We start from the raw sequence: 19,129 nt of genomic DNA on the forward strand, positions 1-19,129 counted from the left end.
CAAACGCAGCTGTCCTGGCCAGGTAGCAACTCAGGTGACAACCCATGAATGATTTACAGCTCGACGATTTTAAAACCGATGAAAATGCTGCGATGGTGCTGCTGGTCGACGACCAGGCAATGATCGGTGAGGCTGTGCGGCGTGGGTTGGCGAATGAAGAAAACATCGACTTCCACTTTTGTGCCGACCCGCACCAGGCCATTGCCCAGGCGATTCGCATCAAGCCCACGGTGATCCTGCAGGACCTGGTGATGCCGGGCCTGGACGGGTTGACGCTGGTGCGCGAGTACCGCAACCACCCGGCGACCCAGAACATTCCGATCATCGTGCTTTCGACCAAGGAAGACCCGCTGATCAAGAGTGCGGCCTTCGCGGCCGGGGCCAACGACTACCTGGTCAAGCTGCCGGACAACATCGAACTGGTGGCGCGCATCCGCTACCACTCGCGCTCCTACATGACCCTGTTGCAGCGGGACGCGGCCTATCGCGCGCTGCGGGTCAGCCAGCAGCAGTTGCTCGATACCAATCTGGTGCTGCAGCGCCTGATGAACTCCGATGGCCTGACCGGCCTGTCCAACCGCCGGCATTTCGACGAGTACCTGGAACTGGAATGGCGCCGGGCAATGCGCGACCAGACCCAGTTGTCGCTGCTGATGATCGATGTCGACTACTTCAAGTCCTACAACGACAACTTCGGCCACCTGGAGGGCGATGAAGCCCTGCGCAAGGTGGCGACGGCGATCCGCGAGGCCAGCAGCCGACCGTCGGATTTACCGGCGCGTTATGGCGGGGAGGAGTTTGCCCTGGTGCTGCCGAACACCTCGCCCGGCGGGGCGCGACTGGTGGCCGAAAAGCTGCGCCAGACCGTGGCCGCGCTGAAGATTCCACATATCGCGCCGACCGAAGGGGCCAGCCTGACCATCAGCATCGGTCTGTCGACCATGACGCCGCAGCCGAGCACCAGTTGCCGGCAATTGATCTCGGCCGCCGACAAAGGCCTGTATCTGGCCAAGCACAATGGTCGCAACCAGGTAGGGATCGAGTGAAAAAACCACCACCGCGGGGGCCTAAAGCCGCCAGGCGGGCTGCCGCGCCAGCTTGATTACGTTATACTCGCCGGCTTTCAAAAGTTCGCCAACGAGTGCTGCCTGCCATGGAAATCAACCCGATCCTTAACACTATCAAGGACCTGTCCGAGCGCTCCGAAACTATTCGGGGGTATCTTTGACTACGATCAAAAGCATGAGCGTCTGACCGAAGTCAATCGCGAGCTTGAAGATCCGAACGTCTGGAACAAGCCTGAATACGCCCAGGAACTGGGCCGCGAACGCGCTGCGCTGGCGCAGATCGTCGAGACCCTGGACGAGTTGTCCGGTGGCCTGGCCGATTGCCGCGATCTGCTGGACATGGCCGTCGAAGAGAACGATGAAGGCGCGGTGGGCGACGTGGTCGCCGAACTGACCCGCCTCGACGAGGCCCTGGCCAAGCTGGAATTCCGTCGCATGTTCAGCGGCGAGATGGACATGAACAACGCCTACCTGGACATCCAGGCCGGCTCCGGCGGCACCGAAGCCCAGGACTGGGCCAACATCCTGCTGCGCATGTACCTGCGCTGGGCCGCCAAGCGTGGCTTCGATGCCACCATCATGGAACTGTCCGAAGGCGAAGTCGCCGGCATCAAGGGCGCCACCGTGCACATCAAGGGCGAGTACGCCTTTGGCTGGCTGCGCACCGAGATCGGCGTGCACCGCCTGGTGCGCAAGAGCCCGTTCGACTCCGGCGCCCGCCGCCACACCTCGTTCTCGGCCGTGTTCGTGTCGCCCGAGATCGACGACAAGGTGGAAATCGAGATCAACCCGGCCGACCTGCGGATCGACACCTACCGCTCCTCCGGTGCCGGTGGTCAGCACGTAAACACCACCGACTCGGCCGTACGTATTACCCACGTACCGACCAACACCGTGGTCAGCTGCCAGAACGAACGTTCCCAGCACGCCAACAAGGACACCGCCATGAAGATGCTGCGGGCCAAGTTGTACGAGCAGGAAATGCAGAAGCGCAACGCCGCTTCCCAGGCGCTGGAAGACAGCAAGTCCGACATCGGCTGGGGCCACCAGATCCGCTCCTACGTGCTCGATGCCTCGCGGATCAAGGATCTGCGTACCAACATCGAACGCAGTGACTGCGACAAGGTGCTCGACGGCGACATCGACGAATACCTGGTGGCCAGCCTGAAATCGGGGCTGTAAGCCGCGACACCCATGCCGCGGGCACGGCGTGCTTCTGTAGGAGCGAGGCCGGCCCGCGATCCCTTGCCACAGGCAAGGGGCAACGAACCTGTGATGGAAATTTTAAAGACATGAGCGACCTACAACTCGACCAGGCCCTGCAACAGGAAGAAAACACCCTGATCGCCCTGCGCAAGGAAAAGCTTGCTGCCGAGCGCGCCAAGGGTCAGGCCTTCCCCAACGACTTCCGCCGCGACAACTACTGCAACGACCTGCAGAAACAGTACGCGGACAAGACCAAGGAAGAGCTGGCCGAGGCGGCGATTCCGGTCAAGGTTGCCGGTCGCATCATGCTCAACCGTGGCTCGTTCATGGTGATCCAGGACATGACCGGGCGTATCCAGGTCTACGTCAACCGCAAGACCCTGCCGGAAGACACCCTGAACGCGGTCAAGACCTGGGACCTGGGCGACATCATCGCCGCTGAAGGCACCCTGGCCCGTTCCGGCAAGGGCGACCTGTACGTCGAGATGACCCATGTGCGCCTGCTGACCAAGTCGCTGCGCCCGCTGCCGGACAAGCATCACGGCCTGACCGACACCGAGCAGCGCTATCGCCAGCGCTACGTCGACCTGATCGTCAACGAAGACGTACGCGAAACCTTCCGCGTGCGCTCCCAGGTCATCGCCCACATCCGCAGCTTCCTGATGAAGCGTGACTTCCTGGAAGTGGAAACGCCGATGCTGCAGACCATTCCAGGCGGCGCGGCGGCCAAGCCGTTCGAGACCCACCACAACGCCCTGGACATGGAAATGTTCCTGCGTATCGCCCCGGAGCTGTACCTCAAGCGTCTGGTGGTCGGCGGTTTCGAGAAAGTGTTCGAGATCAACCGCAACTTCCGTAACGAAGGCGTTTCGACCCGGCACAACCCTGAATTCACCATGTTGGAGTTCTACCAGGCCTACGCCGACTACGAAGACAACATGGACCTGACCGAAGAACTGTTCCGCGAGCTGGCGCAGCTGGTCCTGGGCAGCACCGACGTGCCGTATGGCGACAAGGTGTTCCACTTCGGCGAGCCGTTCGCCCGCCTGTCGGTGTTCGACTCGATCCTCAAGTACAACCCCGAGCTGACTGCCGATGACCTGAACGACATCGACAAGGCCCGCGCCATTGCCAAGAAGGCCGGTGCCAAGGTGCTCGGCTTCGAAGGCCTGGGCAAGCTGCAGGTGATGATTTTCGAAGAGCTGGTCGAGCACAAGCTGGAGCAGCCGCACTTCATTACCCAGTACCCGTTCGAAGTCTCGCCGCTGGCCCGTCGCAACGACGAGAACCCGAACGTGACCGATCGTTTCGAGCTGTTCATCGGTGGCCGCGAAATCGCCAACGCCTACTCCGAGTTGAACGACGCGGAAGACCAGGCCGAGCGTTTCATGGCCCAGGTGGCCGACAAGGACGCCGGTGACGACGAAGCCATGCACTACGATGCCGACTTCGTTCGCGCCCTGGAGTACGGCATGCCGCCGACCGCCGGTGAAGGTATCGGCATCGACCGCCTGGTGATGCTGCTGACCAACTCCCCGTCGATCCGCGACGTGATCCTGTTCCCGCACATGCGGCCGCAAGCGTAAATATGTTGAATAAAAAGCCGCCGCTAACAGGCGGCTTTTTATTGTCTGTGTGGCACTGACGTACTGCTTTTTTCATTTTTTATGTGAGAGGAATACCTGTCGTGAACCGTGCAATTGCTCAAGAAGGTGCAGCTGGCATCGCCACTGCGGTCGCTGAAAGTGTTCAGTACCAGGGCCGCAAGGCCAGCCGACAGGGCAGTGAGCAACGTCGCCAGGATATTCTCGACGCGGCCATGCGCATTGTCGTGCGCGATGGCGTGCGCGCCGTGCGCCATCGCGCGGTCGCCGCCGAAGCCGGTGTGCCGCTGTCGGCCACCACCTACTACTTCAAGGATATCGATGACCTGCTCACCGATACCTTCGCCCAATACGTCGAGCGCAGCGCCGCCTTCATGGCCAAGCTCTGGGCCAACAACGAGGGCTTGCTGCGGGAGATGGTCGCCTATGGCGACGGCAGCCCGGAGTCCCGCGCGCAACTGGCCGATGACATTGCGCGCCTGACCGCCGACTACGTGCAGCGCCAACTGCACAACCGCCGCGAGCATCTGATGGCCGAGCAGGCGTTTCGCCAGGAGGCGCTGCTCAACCCGCGCCTGGCGGTGCTGGTGCGCTCCCACCAGCAGATCCTGCTGCACGGCACCTGCCAGTTTTTCCAGGTATTGGGTTCCCGCGAGCCGCAGCAGGATGCCAAAGTGTTGACGTCTATAATCGGACGGATGGAATATCAGGGCCTGCTCAACGGGGCGGAGCCTCTGGCCGACGAGGATATGCTGGGTATTCTTACCCGGTACATGCACCTGGTACTGGCCTCGGTGTGATGCTGTCCCGGTAGCCGCTGCCGCAGGCAGCGATGGCCCGGGCCACGCTGGTCGAAGGGTCTTCCTGCGATTCCATGGGCGCTGGAGCGAACGCAGGTTTCATCAGCTGCTACGCGTGTTTGAGTCGACTGCTGATAGGGAGTGTTGAATGAAAGCCTGGCGCGTTGTGATCGCCTTGTCGTTCCTGCTGCTCAGCGGCTGCCTGGTGTCCTTCAAGGAACCCTTGCCGGCGGATCAGGCCGCGCCCGCGGCGTTGCTGGGCAAATGGACCAGCAAGAATGCCTGGGGCGAACCGCTTACCCTGCAACTGAGCCGCATCGGCAACAACCGCTACAAGGCCGTCACTTCCGTCAAGGCCAGGCCGCAACAACACGACACCTACGAATTCACCGTTTCCCGCCATGGCAGCCGCTGGTATCTCTCGGCGGCGGTGCCCCAGGCGCTGGGCGGGCACTTCACCATCGCCGGTTTCGAGTTGACCGACGACCACGAACTGGTGCTCTACCAGCTCGATCTCGAGCAGATCAATCAGGCCCGCGGGCAGAACGCCCTGCGAGGCGAGCCGTTCGACACCAAGGACGGCGAGGGCGTGCTGATCGACAGTGCGCTGCCACAGGTTTTCGCCTATCTGGACGACCCCGCCAACTCCGACGTGTTCGTCGAGGCGGCGCGTTTCCAGCGGGCAGGCAAGTAAACGCAGTACAGACGTTTTAACAGGAGTTTGGGGTGGACGATTACCAGCAGACGATACGCACCTTGTCCGATCGCATTGTGCTGGCACAGACGCCGATCCGCGTGCTGGATGCGGTGAAGTGGGATGACAACATCCGCAAAGGTTTCCTCAAGGCCAAGGGCAAGGAAATGCCGGCGGTGGATCGCGCCTATTACGAAGGCCGGCCGCTGTCGTTCGACTCCAGCGCGGTGAAGCTGGAGTTCCAGAACATCGAGCGTGACATCACCCGGCAACTGGGCCAGTTCAACCCGGTGGGGCAGATCATGCGGCGCATGTGCAAGGAGTACCGCATGGTGGTGCGGATGCTCGAGGCCCGTGGCACCGAGGATTTCGGGCTGATTTCCCAGGAGCTCTACGGCGCGGCCTCCGACGCCTTTCATGCCGGCGACCCGACCCTGGCCGACCTGGGCCTGATGCTCTCGGATTACCTGAACAACATCGACGGCCGTGGCGATCTCAAGGACGAACCCAAGACCCTGAGCGCCAAGGAAGCCGTGAGCCTGCTGCAAAGCCGGCTGAACAAGGTGTTCGGCGAGGCCGAGGAAACCATCCGGGTCTTCGAGTCCGACGGCATCGTCGCCGACGCGGCGGCCGGCGCCGACTACATCAAGATCCGCGCCGACGCCCTGTTCAACGAGCGCGATGTGCGGGCCCTGGAGGTCCACGAAGGCCTGGTGCATGTGGGCACTACCCTCAACGGCCTGAACCAGCCGATCTGCACCTTCCTGTCCAAGGGGCCGCCCTCGTCGACCGTGACCCAGGAAGGCCTGGCGATCCTGATGGAGATCATCACCTTTGCCTCCTACCCGAGCCGCCTGCGCAAGCTGACCAACCGCACCCGCGCCATTCACATGGTGGAGGAGGGCGCGGACTTCATGCAGGTGTTCGCGTTCTTCCGCGAGCAGGGTTTCGAAATGGCCGAAAGTTATGGCAACGCCAGCCGGGTGTTCCGCGGTTCGGTGCCGACGGGCCTGCCATTCACCAAAGACTTGTCCTACCTCAAGGGCTTCATCATGGTTTACAACTACATTCAGTTGGCCGTGCGCAAGGGCAAGCTCGAGCAGATACCGCTGATGTTCTGCGGCAAGACCACCCTGGAGGACATGCGTACCCTGCGCCAGTTGGTCGACGAAGGCCTGGTGGTGCCGCCCAAGTACCTGCCGGACCAGTTCCGCGACATGAATGCGCTGTCGGCCTGGATGTGTTTCTCCAACTTCCTCAACCACCTGAGCCTGGACCGGATCGAGGCGGATTACTCGAACATCCTGTAACCCTTTCTCATGCAGGAGCGAGCTTGCTCGCGATGGCGTCGCAACTGACGGAACGCTATTGCGAGCAAGCTCGCTCCTACAGAAAAGAGGTAATTTTTCACCCTCAGCAAAAGGCTTCAAACGGATGCGAGTCCTCGGCATTGTCTGCCTGCTACTGACCCTGAGCGGTTGCAGTTCGCTGCTGTTCTATCCCGAGCGCGGTTTGCCGTTCACCCCGGACAAGGCCCGGCTCGACTACCGCGACGTCACCCTGAGCGCTGCCGATGGCACGCGCCTGCACGGCTGGTGGCTGCCGGCCAAGGCCGGGGTGCCGGTCAAGGGCACGGTGCTGCACCTGCACGGCAACGGCGGCAACCTGTCCGGGCACCTTGGCGGCAGCTGGTGGTTGCCGGAGCAGGGTTACCAGGTGCTGCTGGTGGACTACCGTGGCTACGGGGTGTCACAAGGCAAACCGAGCCTGCCGGCGATCTACCAGGACGTCGACGCGGCCTTCCAGTGGCTGGACCGGGCGCCCGAGGCCCAGGGCAAGCCGCTGATCGTCCTGGGCCAGAGCCTGGGCGGTGCCCTGGCCATCCACTATCTGGTGGAGCAGCACCCGGAGCGCCAGCGCCAGCTCAAGGCCATCATCTTCGACGGGGTGCCGGCCAGTTACCGCGAGGTGGGTCGTTTTGCCCTCAGTACGTCCTGGATGACCTGGCCGTTCCAGGTGCCGCTGTCCTGGCTGGTGCCGGATGGCGACAGTGCGATCAAGGCCATTGCGCGCCTGGATGGCGTACCCAAGCTGATCTACCACAGCATCGACGATCCCCTCGTACCGCTTTCCAACGGCATCCGTCTGTATCAAGCTGCGCCCCCGCCCAGGGTGTTGCAGCTGACCCGCGGCGGGCATGTGCAGACCTTCGCCGACCCGGTCTGGCGCCAAGTGATGTTGCGTTACCTTGAGGATCCGCAGCACTTCAACGGCCTGCGCCGCCTGGGCGAAATCCCGAATTACCCCGCACCTTTGAATCCAGTCGTAGAACCTCCAGAGAGTCCGCAATGAGCGAAGAACGTAACGCCATCCCCATGATCATCACCGGTATCTGCAGCATCCTCGGCACCGTGGCGTGCCTGTGGTACTACGGCTACCTGCATTTCGCCAAGCCAGAGGATGCGTTGCTGCTCAACGATTTCACCATGCTCAAGACCGTGCCCGGCGAGGACTACAAGGTGTCCCTGGAGCCGGCCGCCGAGGTGGCGCAATGCATCGATGGCGTGCTGGTGCTGTTCGATACCGAGCAGAAAGGCCTGACCGGCGTGCTGGTCAATAACAAGAAGCGCGCCGTGCGTTGCATGGGCCAGGAAACCCCGCAGCTGGAGCAGTGACCGAAAGGCTTGCCAGCGCAAGCCGCGATCCGTTTGCCGCAATAAAAAGCCCCGCCGATCAAGGCGGGGCTTTTTATTGGCTGCACGGTTTATCGCGCGGGGTCGGGCTTAGTTGGCGCTGACGGTCGAACGTGGCGCGACCGGCTGGTTGTCGTTGGAAATGGTGACTTCCACGCGACGGTTCATGGCGCGCCCGGAAACGCTGCCGTTATCGGCAACCGGGTATTGCTTGCCGTAACCCTGGGCGACGATGCGTGCCGGATCGACACCCATCTTGATCAGGGCGACCTGTACCGAAGTGGCGCGACGCTCGGACAGCGACTGGTTGTAAGCGGCGCTGCCGGTGCTGTCGGTGTAGCCTTCGACAATCACCTTGCGGTCAGGGTTGTCGCGCAGGAACTGGGCCAGCTTGTTGATGTTGACCAGACCGCTGGATTTCAGGTCGGCCTTGTTGGTGGCGAACAGCACGTCACCGAAGGTCACCAGGGTACCGCGGTCGGTCTGCTTGGCGTTGAGGCTCGATTGCAGTTGCTTGATCTGCGCGTCGCGGGCATCGAGAAGCGCCTTGGCGCGCTGGTCGCCGGCGTCCTTGAGCTGGGTTTCCGCAGTGCGCAGGGCGATGGTCTGCTTGGCCACTTCAATCCGCTGGTTGGTCAGGTAGGCCAGTTGGTCGACCTTCTTTTCGTCCTCCTTGTTCAGGTAGGCCTTGTCGGCCTTGTCCAGCCATTCGCTGGCGTCCTTGGTTTCCAGGGCCGCCACCTTGGTGGCTTGCGGATTGGCCTGCAGGGCGGAGTAGTTGGTCCGGGCGTTTTCCAGGTTGGCGTTAGGCGGGGTGGAACATGCCGCCAGCGCCACGCTCAGGGCCAACAAGGCAGGGATCATCAGTTGTGTACGCATAATGGTTTCGTCCTTTTATCGATGGCGAATACGTGGGAATCGGCGCCCGCGGCTCATTGCACGCTGCGCATGCCTTCCTGACGTAGTTCCTGAACACCTTTCTGAGAGTCCTTCAATGCCTGTTCGGCCTTGGCTGCCTGAGCCTTGCGCTCGGCGACGCGGGCGTCCCATTCGGCCTGCTCGGCCAGGCGCCGGGCTTCGTCGTAGTGCTTGTCGTGCATGGCGAGCTCGGCTTGCTTGAGCTTGTCCTGAGCCGATTTCATTTCCACGGCGGCAAATTCGGTACCGCCTGCGCTGACTGCGCTATTGACCGCAGATTGCGTCACCGCGTATTGCTCGCTCGGCGGATTACCGGCGCAACCGGCCAGGACCAGGCTGCTACCGAGAGCCAGCGCGGCCAGTTTCAGCCCGCGCAGAGGGGTGGACGAGGATTTGGCAGTGCTGATCTTCATGGTCTTCTCTCCTGAAAAACATCAAAATCCATCCCGGTTCCGACGCCGTAACGCTGAGTGACGACAAGGCTGAGGGCGTTGAAAATGAAACGGCCGTTCCAGTGATGGTTATTGGCTGTGACCTGAGGCTTTTTTGAATAGTTCAGAGAATATGGCCCATCGCCCGGAAGTTTTCTGACCGCGCGGACAAGGCTCTAAATAAGGAACTTTTGCCACGCGCAGGGGTACTCCTGACCCGATCCGGGGTCAGGAATAACGCTTTTATCGGTGAGAAATGCAGGAGTGGATCAGTGTGTCTGCTCGTCTGCCTGAGCCGACAGATCATGCAGATAACGCCGCGACAGGGCGAGAAAACGCGGGGTAGGGCCGATGTCTTCGTAGAGTGGATCGCCTTCCTCGTCGGTGGCGACCACATGCTGGCCCTGGACATAAGGGAAGCTGGTTTCGAGTTCCTCCAGGGCGGCCCCGATCAGTTCGCCGAGCAGTTCCTCGGTCCGGCGCTTGGGGTACATCTCGGAAATTGCCGCCAGGCGTGCGGCGGCTTCGACATCCAGGTAGATCGTGTAGCCGGTCTTGGTCAGGCGACCCTTGGCGTTTTCTTCCCAGTGTTGCGCGAGCTCACGGATTTTCATGGCAACCTCAATGAACACCTGCTTGTGGCAGGGCCTGGTGAGTGACCGGCCTGTGCCGGCGCTAAGCCGTTGTGCGGCTTACTCTTGAGACTAGCTCCATCGCACAAGGTTTAAAGGCGCTTCGTCGTACGCCGGCCTTGCCCGGAGCCGTTCGCGCCAAGCCCGCCCTTGCTAAAAATCATGCGCTGGCGGCACTCTTGGGGCTTACCAGGAGCCCCGAGTCCGCTGGAGAACAGGTAGATGACCGATATTGATGCGCGCTTGCGCGAAGATGTTCACCTGCTGGGTGAGCTGTTGGGCAACACCATTCGTGAACAGTATGGCGAGGGTTTCCTCGACAAGATCGAACAGATTCGCAAGGGCGCCAAGGCCGATCGGCGCGGTTCGCTGGATGCCGAACTCAGGGCCAGCCTCAACCAGCTCAGCGAGGACGAGTTGCTGCCGGTGGCGCGGGCGTTCAACCAGTTCCTCAACCTGGCGAATATCGCCGAGCAGTACCAGTTGATTCACCGTCGCGAGGAGTCGCAGCCGGCGCCGTTCGAGTCGCGGGTGCTGCCGGAACTGCTGGCGCGCCTGCGGGCCGAAGGCCATGGCGCCGAGGCACTGGCCCGGCAATTGGGGCGGCTGGAAATCGAACTGGTGCTGACCGCCCACCCTACCGAAGTCGCCCGCCGCACGTTGATCCAGAAATACGATGCCATCGCCGCGCAACTGGCCGCCCAGGACCATCGCGACCTGACCTCGGCCGAGCGCGCGCAGATCCAGACCCGCTTGCAGCGGCTGATAGCCGAGGCCTGGCACACCGAAGAAATCCGCCGTACCCGGCCGACCCCGGTGGACGAAGCCAAGTGGGGCTTCGCGGTGATCGAACACTCGCTGTGGCAGGCCATCCCCAACTATTTGCGCAAGGCCGACCAGGCTCTGCATGCGGCCACCGGCATGCACCTGCCGCTGGAGGCGGCGCCGATCCGCTTCGCTTCGTGGATGGGCGGCGACCGTGACGGCAACCCCAATGTCACCGCGGCGGTGACCCGCGAGGTGCTGTTGCTGGCGCGCTGGATGGCGGCCGACCTGTATCTGCGCGATGTCGATCAACTGGCTGCCGACCTGTCCATGCAGCAGGCCAACGCGGCGCTGCGGACCCTGGCCGGCGACAGCGCCGAACCCTATCGCGCGGTGCTCAAGCAACTGCGCGAGCGCCTGCGGGCCACCCGCAACTGGGCCCAGGCCTCGTTGAGCGGTAGCGTGGCGGCGACTGCCCAGGTCTTGCAGAACAACCGCGAGTTACTGGACCCGCTGGAACTCTGCTATCAGTCCCTGCATGAATGTGGCATGGGCGTGATCGCCGACGGTCCGCTGCTCGACTGCCTGCTCCGTGCGGTGACCTTCGGCCTGTTCCTGGTGCGCCTGGATGTGCGTCAGGACTCCTCGCGGCACACCGCGGCCATGACCGAGATCACCGACTACCTGGGGCTGGGCCGCTACGGCGACTGGAGTGAGAAAGAGCGCATCGAGTTCCTGATGCGCGAACTGGGCAGCCGCCGTCCGCTGCTGCCCGGTTACTTCAAGCCATCGGCCGACACCGCGGAAGTCCTGGCGACTTGCCGGGAAATCGCCGCGGCCCCGGCGGCTTCGCTGGGCTCCTACGTCATCTCCATGGCCGGCGCGGCTTCCGATGTGCTCGCCGTGCAACTGCTGCTCAAGGAAGCGGGTGTGCTGCGGCCGATGCGCGTGGTACCGCTGTTCGAAACCCTGGCCGACCTGGACAACGCCGGCCCGGTGATCGAGCGGTTGCTGCTTCTGCCGGGCTATCGTTCGCGCCTGCAGGGCCCACAGGAAGTGATGATCGGTTATTCCGACTCGGCCAAGGATGCTGGCACCACCGCCGCCGCCTGGGCGCAGTACCGGGCCCAGGAAAAACTGGTGGATATCTGCCGCGAGCAGCAGGTCGAGCTGCTGCTGTTCCACGGTCGCGGCGGTACCGTGGGACGTGGTGGCGGCCCGGCCCACGCGGCGATCCTGTCGCAGCCGCCGGGATCGGTGGCGGGGCGTTTCCGCACCACCGAGCAAGGGGAAATGATTCGTTTCAAATTCGGCCTGCCGGACATCGCCGAGCAGAACCTCAATCTCTACCTGGCGGCGGTGCTGGAGGCGACCTTGTTGCCGCCGCCATTGCCTCAGCCGGCATGGCGCGACCTGATGGACGAGTTGGCCGACGATGGGGTGAAGGCCTATCGCGCGGTAGTGCGGGAGAACCCGCAGTTCGTCGAGTATTTCCGCCAGTCCACGCCGGAGCAGGAACTGGGGCGCCTGCCACTGGGCAGCCGGCCGGCCAAGCGGCGCGCCGGCGGCATCGAAAGCCTGCGGGCCATCCCGTGGATATTCGGCTGGACCCAGACACGCCTGATGCTGCCGGCCTGGCTGGGCTGGGAAACCGCCTTGAGCAAGGCCCTGGAGCGCGGGGAGGGCGAGTTGCTGGGGCAGATGCGCGAACAGTGGCCGTTTTTCCGCACGCGCATCGACATGCTGGAGATGGTGCTGGCCAAGGCCGACGCGGATATCGCCCGTTCCTACGACGAGCGATTGGTCGAACCGGCGCTGCTGCCATTGGGTGCGCATTTACGCGACTTATTGTCGCAGGCGTGTTCGGTGGTCTTGGGGCTGACCGGTCAGTCGCAGTTACTGGCACATAGCCCTGACACCCTGGAGTTCATTCGCCTGCGCAATACCTACCTGGATCCGCTCCATCTATTGCAAGCCGAACTGCTGGCCCGTTCGCGGCGCCAGGACGGCGCGCAGGACAGCCCGGTGGAACGGGCGCTGCTGGTGTCTGTGGCGGGGATTGCCGCCGGTTTGCGTAATACCGGCTAAGGTAATTGCCGGGGTTTTCAGTGGCTTGGCGCGGTACTTCGAGCGCTGGCCCGAAAGGGCTGGCGACCGTCGCCAGGCGACACTTTGTTATGGGGTTGCGACCAGCAACACCCTGTCGCCAGGGCATAAAGTCGGCGGGTTGCTCCGACTTTCGGCTGCTTGTGTGCGCTGTGTCGGCTGTGTATCTTGATCAGCCTTTGGCCGTTTGGGCGGCCACTATCCCATTTCCGAGATTGGCCCCACGAGGCGAATCCGAGCGTTTCTAAATAAAAAATTGAGGAGCACATCGATGCGCGTAATTCTGCTGGGAGCTCCCGGGGCCGGTAAAGGTACTCAGGCAAAGTTCATCACTGAAAAATTCGGCATTCCGCAAATCTCCACCGGCGACATGCTGCGCGCAGCGGTCAAGGCTGGCACCGAGCTGGGCCTGAAAGCCAAGAGCGTGATGGACGCCGGTGGCCTGGTCTCCGATGACCTGATCATCAACCTGGTCAAGGAACGCATCAGCCAGGCCGATTGTGCCAAGGGTTTCCTGTTCGACGGCTTCCCGCGCACCATTCCTCAGGCCGAAGCGCTGGTCAAGGCCGGTGTCGAGTTGGACAACGTGGTCGAAATCGCCGTCGACGACGAAGAGATCGTCCAGCGTATTGCCGGTCGCCGTGTACACGAGGCCTCGGGCCGCGTCTACCACACTGTCTACAATCCGCCGAAAATCGCCGGTAAAGACGACATCACCGGTGAAGACCTGGTCCAGCGTAAAGACGACACCGAAGAAACCGTGCGTCATCGCCTGTCGGTCTACCACTCCCAGACCAAGCCGCTGGTGGAGTTCTACCAAGGCCTGGCCGCCAATCAGGGCAAGCCGAAGTACAGCCACATCGCCGGCGTCGGTTCGGTCGAGTCGATCACCAGCAAGGTGCTCGAAGCGCTGAACTGACCTGTCGTACCGGCTTCATCTTCAACGGCCCGCTTGCGGGCCGTTGCTGTTTATAATGCGTCACTTTTTCAATTCCCTCTGCCTTATGGAAACATCGATGAGCACCTTGCTGGCCCTGGACACCGCGACTGAAGCCTGCTCGGTTGCCTTGCTGCACGACGGCAAGGTGACGAGCCACTATGAGGTGATCCCGCGCCTGCATGCGCAGAAGCTGCTGCCGATGATCCAGAAGCTGCTGGCCAATGCTGGCACCAGCCTGCAGGCCGTCGATGCCATTGCCTTCGGTCGTGGCCCGGGGGCCTTCACCGGGGTGCGGATCGCCATTGGCGTGGTGCAGGGCCTGGCCTTCGCCCTGGAGCGCCCGGTGCTGCCGGTGTCGAACCTGGCGGTGCTGGCGCAGCGGGCCTTGCGCGAACACGGCGCGACCCAGGTGGCCGCCGCCATCGATGCGCGGATGGATGAAGTCTACTGGGGCTGCTACCGCGAAGTGGCTGGCGAGATGCGCCTGGCCGGGGCCGAAGCGGTGCTGCCGCCGGAAGCCGTCGCATTGCCGGCGGACGCCAGCGGCGCCTGGTTCGGCGCGGGCACCGGCTGGGGCTACGCCGAGCGTATCGGCGTCGAACTCAGCGGCCAGGACGCGGGCATGTTGCCCCACGCCGAAGATTTGCTGACCCTGGCGCGCTTTGCCTGGGAACGCGGCGAGGCGATCCCGGCGGACGAGGCGCAACCGGTGTACCTGCGGGACAAGGTGGCCACGCCCAAGGCGCGCTGACTGCGCTACAGGGCCGTTTGCCAGCATGAATCCCAGCGATGAACGTGCCAATCGTCAGGTTTTCGCGGCAGTTTCCGGCGGCTTTTAAACCTTTTGCATTTTCTGTGTTCTAGTTATCACTCGGGCATTTGCGTAGTCGGCTGGGTGCCGCTAAATTGCCATCATTGATATCGGGCATGTATTTATGCGCATAGACGGCATTTCCTCTCAGTCCTACCCCATCAAGCGCAAGCCTCGCAAAGGCAGTGTGCTGCTGGACGACTCCCTCGAGGACGCAGATGCCGTCGACGTCCCACCCGAGCCTCCTGCCCAGGCGCGCTCCCAGGCTTCTGCCGGGCGCACCGGCAATCTTCCCGCCCGTCCACAGGACATGATCTTCCAGCGCGCCATGAAAAGAAGCGTCGCCAACGCCCTGGCCAGCTACCTGACCACCGCCGGTTTCGTCGATTGGGATATGGAAGTGGTGGGTCTCGACCTGCACATCTGATGTTGCTGCCTTACTACCTCGGTTGTCCCTCCTGGAGCGAAAACGCCTGGCGTGAGTACCTGTACCCGGAAAGTGCGCGGCCGACGGATTTTCTCGGCCTGTATTGCCAGGTCTTCAATGCCGTGGAAGGCAATACCACCTTCTACGCGCGCCCGGCCGAGGCCACGGTGCAGCGCTGGGCGCAGACCATGCCGGAACATTTCCGCTTCACCGCCAAGTTTCCCGGCGACATCAGCCATGGCGGCGACCTGCGCGAGCAGCTGGGCGCGGCCGAGAGTTTCCTGCAGTTGCTCAGCCCACTGGGCGAGCGGGTTTCGCCGTTGTGGCTGCAACTGCCTGCGAGCTTCACGCCACAACGCCTGGCCGAGCTGGCGGGCTTTATCGATGGCCTGGAGCGGCCGCTGGCGGTGGAAGTCCGGCATCGGGACTTCTTCGCCAAGGGCGATGCCGAGCGCATGCTCAATCGCCTGCTGCTGGATCGCGGCGTGGAGCGCATCTGCCTCGACCCGCGCGCCTTGTTCAGTTGCACTTCCAGCGAGCCGTCGGTGCTCCATGCGCAATCGAAGAAACCCAAGGTGCCGCCGCGCCCTGCGGCCTTCACCCAGTTTCCCCAGGTACGCTTTATCGGTCATCCGCAGCTCGAGGCCAATGATCCGTTCCTGGTGCCCTGGATCGACAAGGTCGCCGGCTGGATCGAGGAAGGGCGAACCCCCTACATCTTCCTGCACACCGCCGACAACCGCCTGGCCGCCGAGCTGGCGCGGCGTTTCCACGCGCGCCTGATGGAGCGCCTGCCTGGATTGCCGGCCTTGCCTGAGCTATACAGAGAGCCCGCCGCGGAGCAACTCGGCTTGCTCTGAGGCGGGATCATGTCCCTGCCCAGGAGTCCGCCAATGGATGCGCAAACCCTTCGAGCCCAAACCTTCAAGGCCCTGCATGAACGTGATCGGGCCTTCGTGATTCCCAACCCCTGGGACGCGGGCTCCGCCAAGATGCTGGCCAGCCTCGGTTTCGAGGCCCTGGCGACCACCAGCGCCGGTTTTGCGTTCTCCCTGGGCCGCCCCGACGCTGAAGGCGCCTTGTCCCTGGACGACACCCTGGGCAACGTTCGCGCCATAGTCGGGGCCAGCGATCTGCCGGTGGCGGTGGACCTGGAAAACGGTTTTTCCGACAGCCCCGAAGGTTGTGCCCGGACCCTGCGCCAAGCGGCCGCTTGCGGGGCGGTGGGCGGCTCCATCGAAGACGCCACGGGCCGGGCCGATGATCCGATCTATGACTTCAAGCTGGCGGTCGAGCGTATCGAGGCCTCGGTCGCCGCGGTGCGGCAATTGCCTTTTCCCTTTGTACTCACGGCGCGGGCGGAGAACCTGCTGCATGGCCGGCAGGATCTGCCGGACACCCTTCGCCGCCTGCAAGCCTATGCCGAGGCCGGCGCCGATGTGTTGTATGCGCCCGGGCTGCGCTCGGCCGAGGAAATCATCGCCGTGGTCCGCGCGGTGGCGCCGAAGCCGGTCAACGTGCTGATGTCGGGCGGCCTGAAATTGACCGTGTCGCAACTGAGCGAGCTGGGGGTGAGACGGATCAGCGTCGGCTCGACCCTGGCGCGGGCCGCCTACGGCGCCTTCTACCAGGCGGCGCAGGAAATTCGCGAGCACGGCAGCTTCGACTTTGCCGACCAGGCCATGCCGTTCGGGCAGATCAACCAGTTGTTCAAGGGTTGAGCGGGACGGGAAAGTGTCGTTGCTGACTGCGCTCAGGCTAATGAGTGCCTGACGCGGCCGGTTGAAGGTCAGGCGGCGATCCGCAGGTTCTGCAGGATCAGCGGACGCGCCCAGCCGGTATCGAAATCGAACTGTTTCTGCTGCTCGATGAGCTCTTCCGGCGGGAAGGGCGGAAACGGTTTGTCCAGCAGGTCCATTTCGAATTCGGCGATCGGCAGGTGCAACGGCCGTGGTTGCGGCGCCGGGCTCGGCTCGGGCAGGGGCTGGCCGGCATTGAGGACAATGGGGCGTACCCAGCCGCTTTCGAAGTCTTGCTGGCGTTGCTGGGCGACGATTTCTTCTGGTGGGAAGGGCGCAAAGGGTTTGTCCAGCAGCTCCAGTTCGAACTCGGCGATCGGCAGGAACAGCGGCTCCGGCGGGCGGATCTCGGTGTCCTGGACGTCGCAATGGCGCTGGGTAACGATTTGCGTCAGTAGGTCGCTGCCGCCATGGGGTTCGGTCGGGCCGTCCACGGCCACCCGAGAGCTGTCGTCAGTGACCTTCGTGCCATCGCCGCGCTGCTCGGCCAGCGCCTGGGCAAAAAAATCCTGCCACAGATGGCTGACGCCGCTCAGTGCCTGGGAATTTTTGAGGCCGTAATCGCCGTGGGGCGATATGACGCCAATGGATAGGCTTCGAATGTCTGACATTTCTCTCGGGTCGACGCTCAGCTCTGGCAAAATGCCGGATAGTTCTTTTATCGGCAGTTTTTGCCGATCATTAATTTTTTGAGCGTGTTTTCAGATGAGTGAGCAACCAGCGGCCTGCCGCATCAAAGTCGAGGCCTTGGCCGATGCATTCCAGCCGCAGGCGGCGCACTGGGCCGAGCGACTGGGGCTGCCCTTGCAGATCGACGACGCGGAGTTCGCCCTGCAGGTCGGTGAGCAGGGCTTGCAACTGCAACAGCTCGGCGCCGATGCACCAGGACCGGTGCGCGTAGACTTTGTCGAAGGCGGCGCGGCGCATCGGCGGCTGTACGGTGGCGGTAGCGGGCAGATGATCGCCAAGGCGGTGGGGATCGCCCAGGGCGTGCGTCCGCGGATCCTGGATGCCACGGCGGGGCTGGGCAAGGATGCGTTCGTCCTGGCCAGCCTGGGTTGCGAGATGAGCCTGATCGAACGCCAGCCATTGATCGGTGCCTTGCTGGAGGATGGCCTGGCCCGGGCCGGAGAGGATTTCGAAGTGGCGCCGATCGTGGCGCGCATGCGCCTGCTCAAGGGCAACTCGATCGAGGTCATGCGCAACTGGGAGGGCGAGCCGCCTCAGGTGATCTACCTGGACCCGATGTTTCCGCATCGGGAAAAGACCGCGCTGGTGAAGAAGGAAATGCGCCTGTTCCGCCCGCTGGTCGGGGACGACCCGGATGCCCCGGCGCTGCTGGAGGCCGCCCTGGCCCTGGCCAGCCACCGGGTGGTGGTCAAGCGCCCGCGCAAGGCGCCGTGCATCGCCGGCCCCAAGCCGAGCCATGCGCTGGACGGCAAGTCCAGCCGCTACGATATCTATCCGAAGAAGGCGCTCAAGGCCTGATCTTCATCGGGGCTTTCGGGCCTTTGTAGCGAGCAGGGACCGGGCGTCCCGCTCGCTGCGTCGCCACCCGCCCTCAGGCCGACTCCGGCCGATACGCGCGCATGAACAACCCCACCACTTCCCGCACATGCTCTTCGGCGGCTTCGTCGCTCAGAGGCTCGCCGCAGCCGTAGAGCAGGCGAAAGTTCGCCGTGCCCTTGAGCAGGCAGAAGAAATGCTCGGCGGCATTGCGCGGTTTGTCGATGCTCAGGGCACCGCTCTGGTCGATCCGGGCCAACAGCCGCTCCATGCCTTGCAGCATGCGCAGGGGGCCGGCCTCGAAGAAGATCTGCGAGAGCTTCGGGTCCTGGCTGCCCAGGGCCAGCATCAGGCGATGCAGGTTCAAGGATTCTTCGCTGTTGATCAGCAGGTGAAAGCCCCGGGCAATGTTCAGCAACACGCTTTCGATCGGCATGCCGGCAGGCAGCTCGAAGATCAGCGTCGGCAGTTGCTCCTCGCACTTGGCCATTACCGCGGAGGAGAAGAGTGTCTCCTTGTCGTTGAAATGGCTGTACACCGTCAGCTTGGAAACACCGGCTTCGGCGGCCACCGCGTCCATGCTGGTGTTGGCGTAGCCATTGCTCAGAAACAGCGCTTTCGCGGCTTCGAGGATGGCCTGGCGTTTTGCCAGGTCCTTGGGGCGGCCGGGGCCGTTTGGGGTGGAAAGATTGTCGGACATTCTTCGCTTTAATACTGGACTGGTGAGTTT

Annotated in this window: 20 protein-coding genes; 15 read left to right on the top strand and 5 right to left on the bottom strand. The window is 63.1% G+C overall.

What is annotated here, in order from left to right:
• Nucleotides 1-44: 44 nt before the first annotated feature.
• The 8 genes from IF690_RS06480 to IF690_RS06515 all read left to right on the top strand — a co-directional run bounded on the left by IF690_RS06480 (nucleotide 45) and on the right by IF690_RS06515 (nucleotide 8,046).
• Complete coding sequence (locus IF690_RS06480; RefSeq protein WP_007927977.1) at nucleotides 45-1,046, top strand: response regulator; 1,002 nt, start codon at nucleotides 45-47, stop codon at nucleotides 1,044-1,046.
• Nucleotides 1,047-1,153: 107 nt separating this feature from the next.
• A protein-coding gene (prfB, locus tag IF690_RS06485; protein ID WP_124310445.1) for a peptide chain release factor 2 occupies nucleotides 1,154-2,249 on the top strand; the annotation gives its coding sequence in 2 pieces (ribosomal slippage) (nucleotides 1,154-1,225 and nucleotides 1,227-2,249; 1,095 coding nt in all).
• A 110-nt stretch (nucleotides 2,250-2,359) separates the two neighbouring features.
• Nucleotides 2,360-3,859 carry a lysine--tRNA ligase gene (gene lysS, locus IF690_RS06490; RefSeq protein ID WP_202699320.1) on the top strand — a complete coding sequence of 500 codons (1,500 nt, stop codon included), beginning with the start codon at nucleotides 2,360-2,362 and terminating at the stop codon, nucleotides 3,857-3,859.
• 101 nt (nucleotides 3,860-3,960) lie between these two features.
• Entirely contained in the window at nucleotides 3,961-4,677 is a 717-nt protein-coding gene (locus IF690_RS06495; protein WP_009047176.1) for a TetR/AcrR family transcriptional regulator, read from the top strand.
• A 148-nt stretch (nucleotides 4,678-4,825) separates the two neighbouring features.
• A complete protein-coding gene (locus IF690_RS06500; RefSeq protein WP_009047177.1) occupies nucleotides 4,826-5,371 on the top strand; it encodes a hypothetical protein in 546 nt (181 codons plus the stop codon).
• A gap of 32 nt (nucleotides 5,372-5,403) precedes the next feature.
• The gene (locus IF690_RS06505) at nucleotides 5,404-6,681 is read left to right on the top strand and encodes a flavohemoglobin expression-modulating QEGLA motif protein (RefSeq protein ID WP_202699321.1); all 1,278 of its coding nucleotides are present in this window, start codon (nucleotides 5,404-5,406) and stop codon (nucleotides 6,679-6,681) included.
• 124 nt (nucleotides 6,682-6,805) lie between these two features.
• Nucleotides 6,806-7,723 (top strand): alpha/beta hydrolase, encoded by a 918-nt coding sequence (locus IF690_RS06510; protein WP_202699322.1) that lies wholly within the window; start codon nucleotides 6,806-6,808, stop codon nucleotides 7,721-7,723.
• Nucleotides 7,720-8,046 (top strand): PA3694 family proteiin, encoded by a 327-nt coding sequence (locus IF690_RS06515; protein WP_202699323.1) that lies wholly within the window; start codon nucleotides 7,720-7,722, stop codon nucleotides 8,044-8,046. The genes IF690_RS06510 and IF690_RS06515 overlap by 4 nt, the downstream gene beginning before the upstream one ends.
• A gap of 108 nt (nucleotides 8,047-8,154) precedes the next feature.
• On the opposite strand, the gene lptF is transcribed toward IF690_RS06515, so the two are convergent.
• The 3 genes from lptF to IF690_RS06530 form a co-directional block, all read right to left on the bottom strand.
• Nucleotides 8,155-8,943 carry a lipotoxin F family OmpA-related lipoprotein LptF gene (lptF, locus tag IF690_RS06520; RefSeq protein ID WP_202699324.1) on the bottom strand — a complete coding sequence of 263 codons (789 nt, stop codon included), beginning with the start codon at nucleotides 8,941-8,943 and terminating at the stop codon, nucleotides 8,155-8,157.
• A gap of 53 nt (nucleotides 8,944-8,996) precedes the next feature.
• Entirely contained in the window at nucleotides 8,997-9,395 is a 399-nt protein-coding gene (locus IF690_RS06525) for a DUF4398 domain-containing protein (RefSeq protein WP_023969763.1), read from the bottom strand.
• A gap of 287 nt (nucleotides 9,396-9,682) precedes the next feature.
• Nucleotides 9,683-10,027, bottom strand: a complete 345-nt coding sequence (locus IF690_RS06530) for a pilin assembly protein (protein WP_202699325.1) — start codon at nucleotides 10,025-10,027, stop codon at nucleotides 9,683-9,685.
• A gap of 240 nt (nucleotides 10,028-10,267) precedes the next feature.
• Here IF690_RS06530 and ppc point away from each other — a divergent pair, with 240 nt between their 5' ends.
• From ppc to IF690_RS06560, 6 genes are all read left to right on the top strand, one after another.
• A complete protein-coding gene (gene ppc, locus IF690_RS06535; RefSeq protein WP_202699326.1) occupies nucleotides 10,268-12,898 on the top strand; it encodes a phosphoenolpyruvate carboxylase in 2,631 nt (876 codons plus the stop codon).
• Between the two features lie 289 nt (nucleotides 12,899-13,187).
• Nucleotides 13,188-13,835, top strand: coding sequence for an adenylate kinase (gene adk, locus IF690_RS06540; protein ID WP_023969765.1), 648 nt, complete (start codon nucleotides 13,188-13,190; stop codon nucleotides 13,833-13,835).
• A gap of 97 nt (nucleotides 13,836-13,932) precedes the next feature.
• Nucleotides 13,933-14,607 (top strand): tRNA (adenosine(37)-N6)-threonylcarbamoyltransferase complex dimerization subunit type 1 TsaB, encoded by a 675-nt coding sequence (gene tsaB, locus IF690_RS06545; RefSeq protein ID WP_202699327.1) that lies wholly within the window; start codon nucleotides 13,933-13,935, stop codon nucleotides 14,605-14,607.
• Between the two features lie 184 nt (nucleotides 14,608-14,791).
• Entirely contained in the window at nucleotides 14,792-15,094 is a 303-nt protein-coding gene (locus IF690_RS06550) for a hypothetical protein (RefSeq protein ID WP_202699328.1), read from the top strand.
• Nucleotides 15,094-15,954, top strand: coding sequence for a DUF72 domain-containing protein (locus IF690_RS06555; RefSeq protein WP_202699329.1), 861 nt, complete (start codon nucleotides 15,094-15,096; stop codon nucleotides 15,952-15,954). The genes IF690_RS06550 and IF690_RS06555 overlap by 1 nt, the downstream gene beginning before the upstream one ends.
• A 33-nt stretch (nucleotides 15,955-15,987) precedes the next feature.
• On the top strand, nucleotides 15,988-16,815 hold the full coding sequence (locus IF690_RS06560; protein WP_202699330.1) for an isocitrate lyase/PEP mutase family protein: 828 nt from the start codon (nucleotides 15,988-15,990) through the stop codon (nucleotides 16,813-16,815).
• A 68-nt stretch (nucleotides 16,816-16,883) separates the two neighbouring features.
• Here IF690_RS06560 and IF690_RS06565 read toward each other — a convergent pair whose 3' ends face one another.
• The gene (locus tag IF690_RS06565) at nucleotides 16,884-17,504 is read right to left on the bottom strand and encodes an energy transducer TonB (RefSeq protein ID WP_202699331.1); all 621 of its coding nucleotides are present in this window, start codon (nucleotides 17,502-17,504) and stop codon (nucleotides 16,884-16,886) included.
• Nucleotides 17,505-17,598: 94 nt separating this feature from the next.
• Here IF690_RS06565 and IF690_RS06570 point away from each other — a divergent pair, with 94 nt between their 5' ends.
• A complete protein-coding gene (locus tag IF690_RS06570; RefSeq protein WP_202699332.1) occupies nucleotides 17,599-18,381 on the top strand; it encodes a class I SAM-dependent methyltransferase in 783 nt (260 codons plus the stop codon).
• 73 nt (nucleotides 18,382-18,454) lie between these two features.
• On the opposite strand, the gene IF690_RS06575 is transcribed toward IF690_RS06570, so the two are convergent.
• Nucleotides 18,455-19,099 carry a TetR/AcrR family transcriptional regulator gene (locus IF690_RS06575; RefSeq protein WP_202699333.1) on the bottom strand — a complete coding sequence of 215 codons (645 nt, stop codon included), beginning with the start codon at nucleotides 19,097-19,099 and terminating at the stop codon, nucleotides 18,455-18,457.
• Nucleotides 19,100-19,129 lie beyond the last annotated feature (30 nt).

The sequence above is a fragment of the Pseudomonas sp. SK3(2021) genome (genome assembly GCF_016772375.1).
Classification (GTDB): Bacteria; Pseudomonadota; Gammaproteobacteria; order Pseudomonadales; family Pseudomonadaceae; genus Aquipseudomonas; species Aquipseudomonas chlororaphis_I.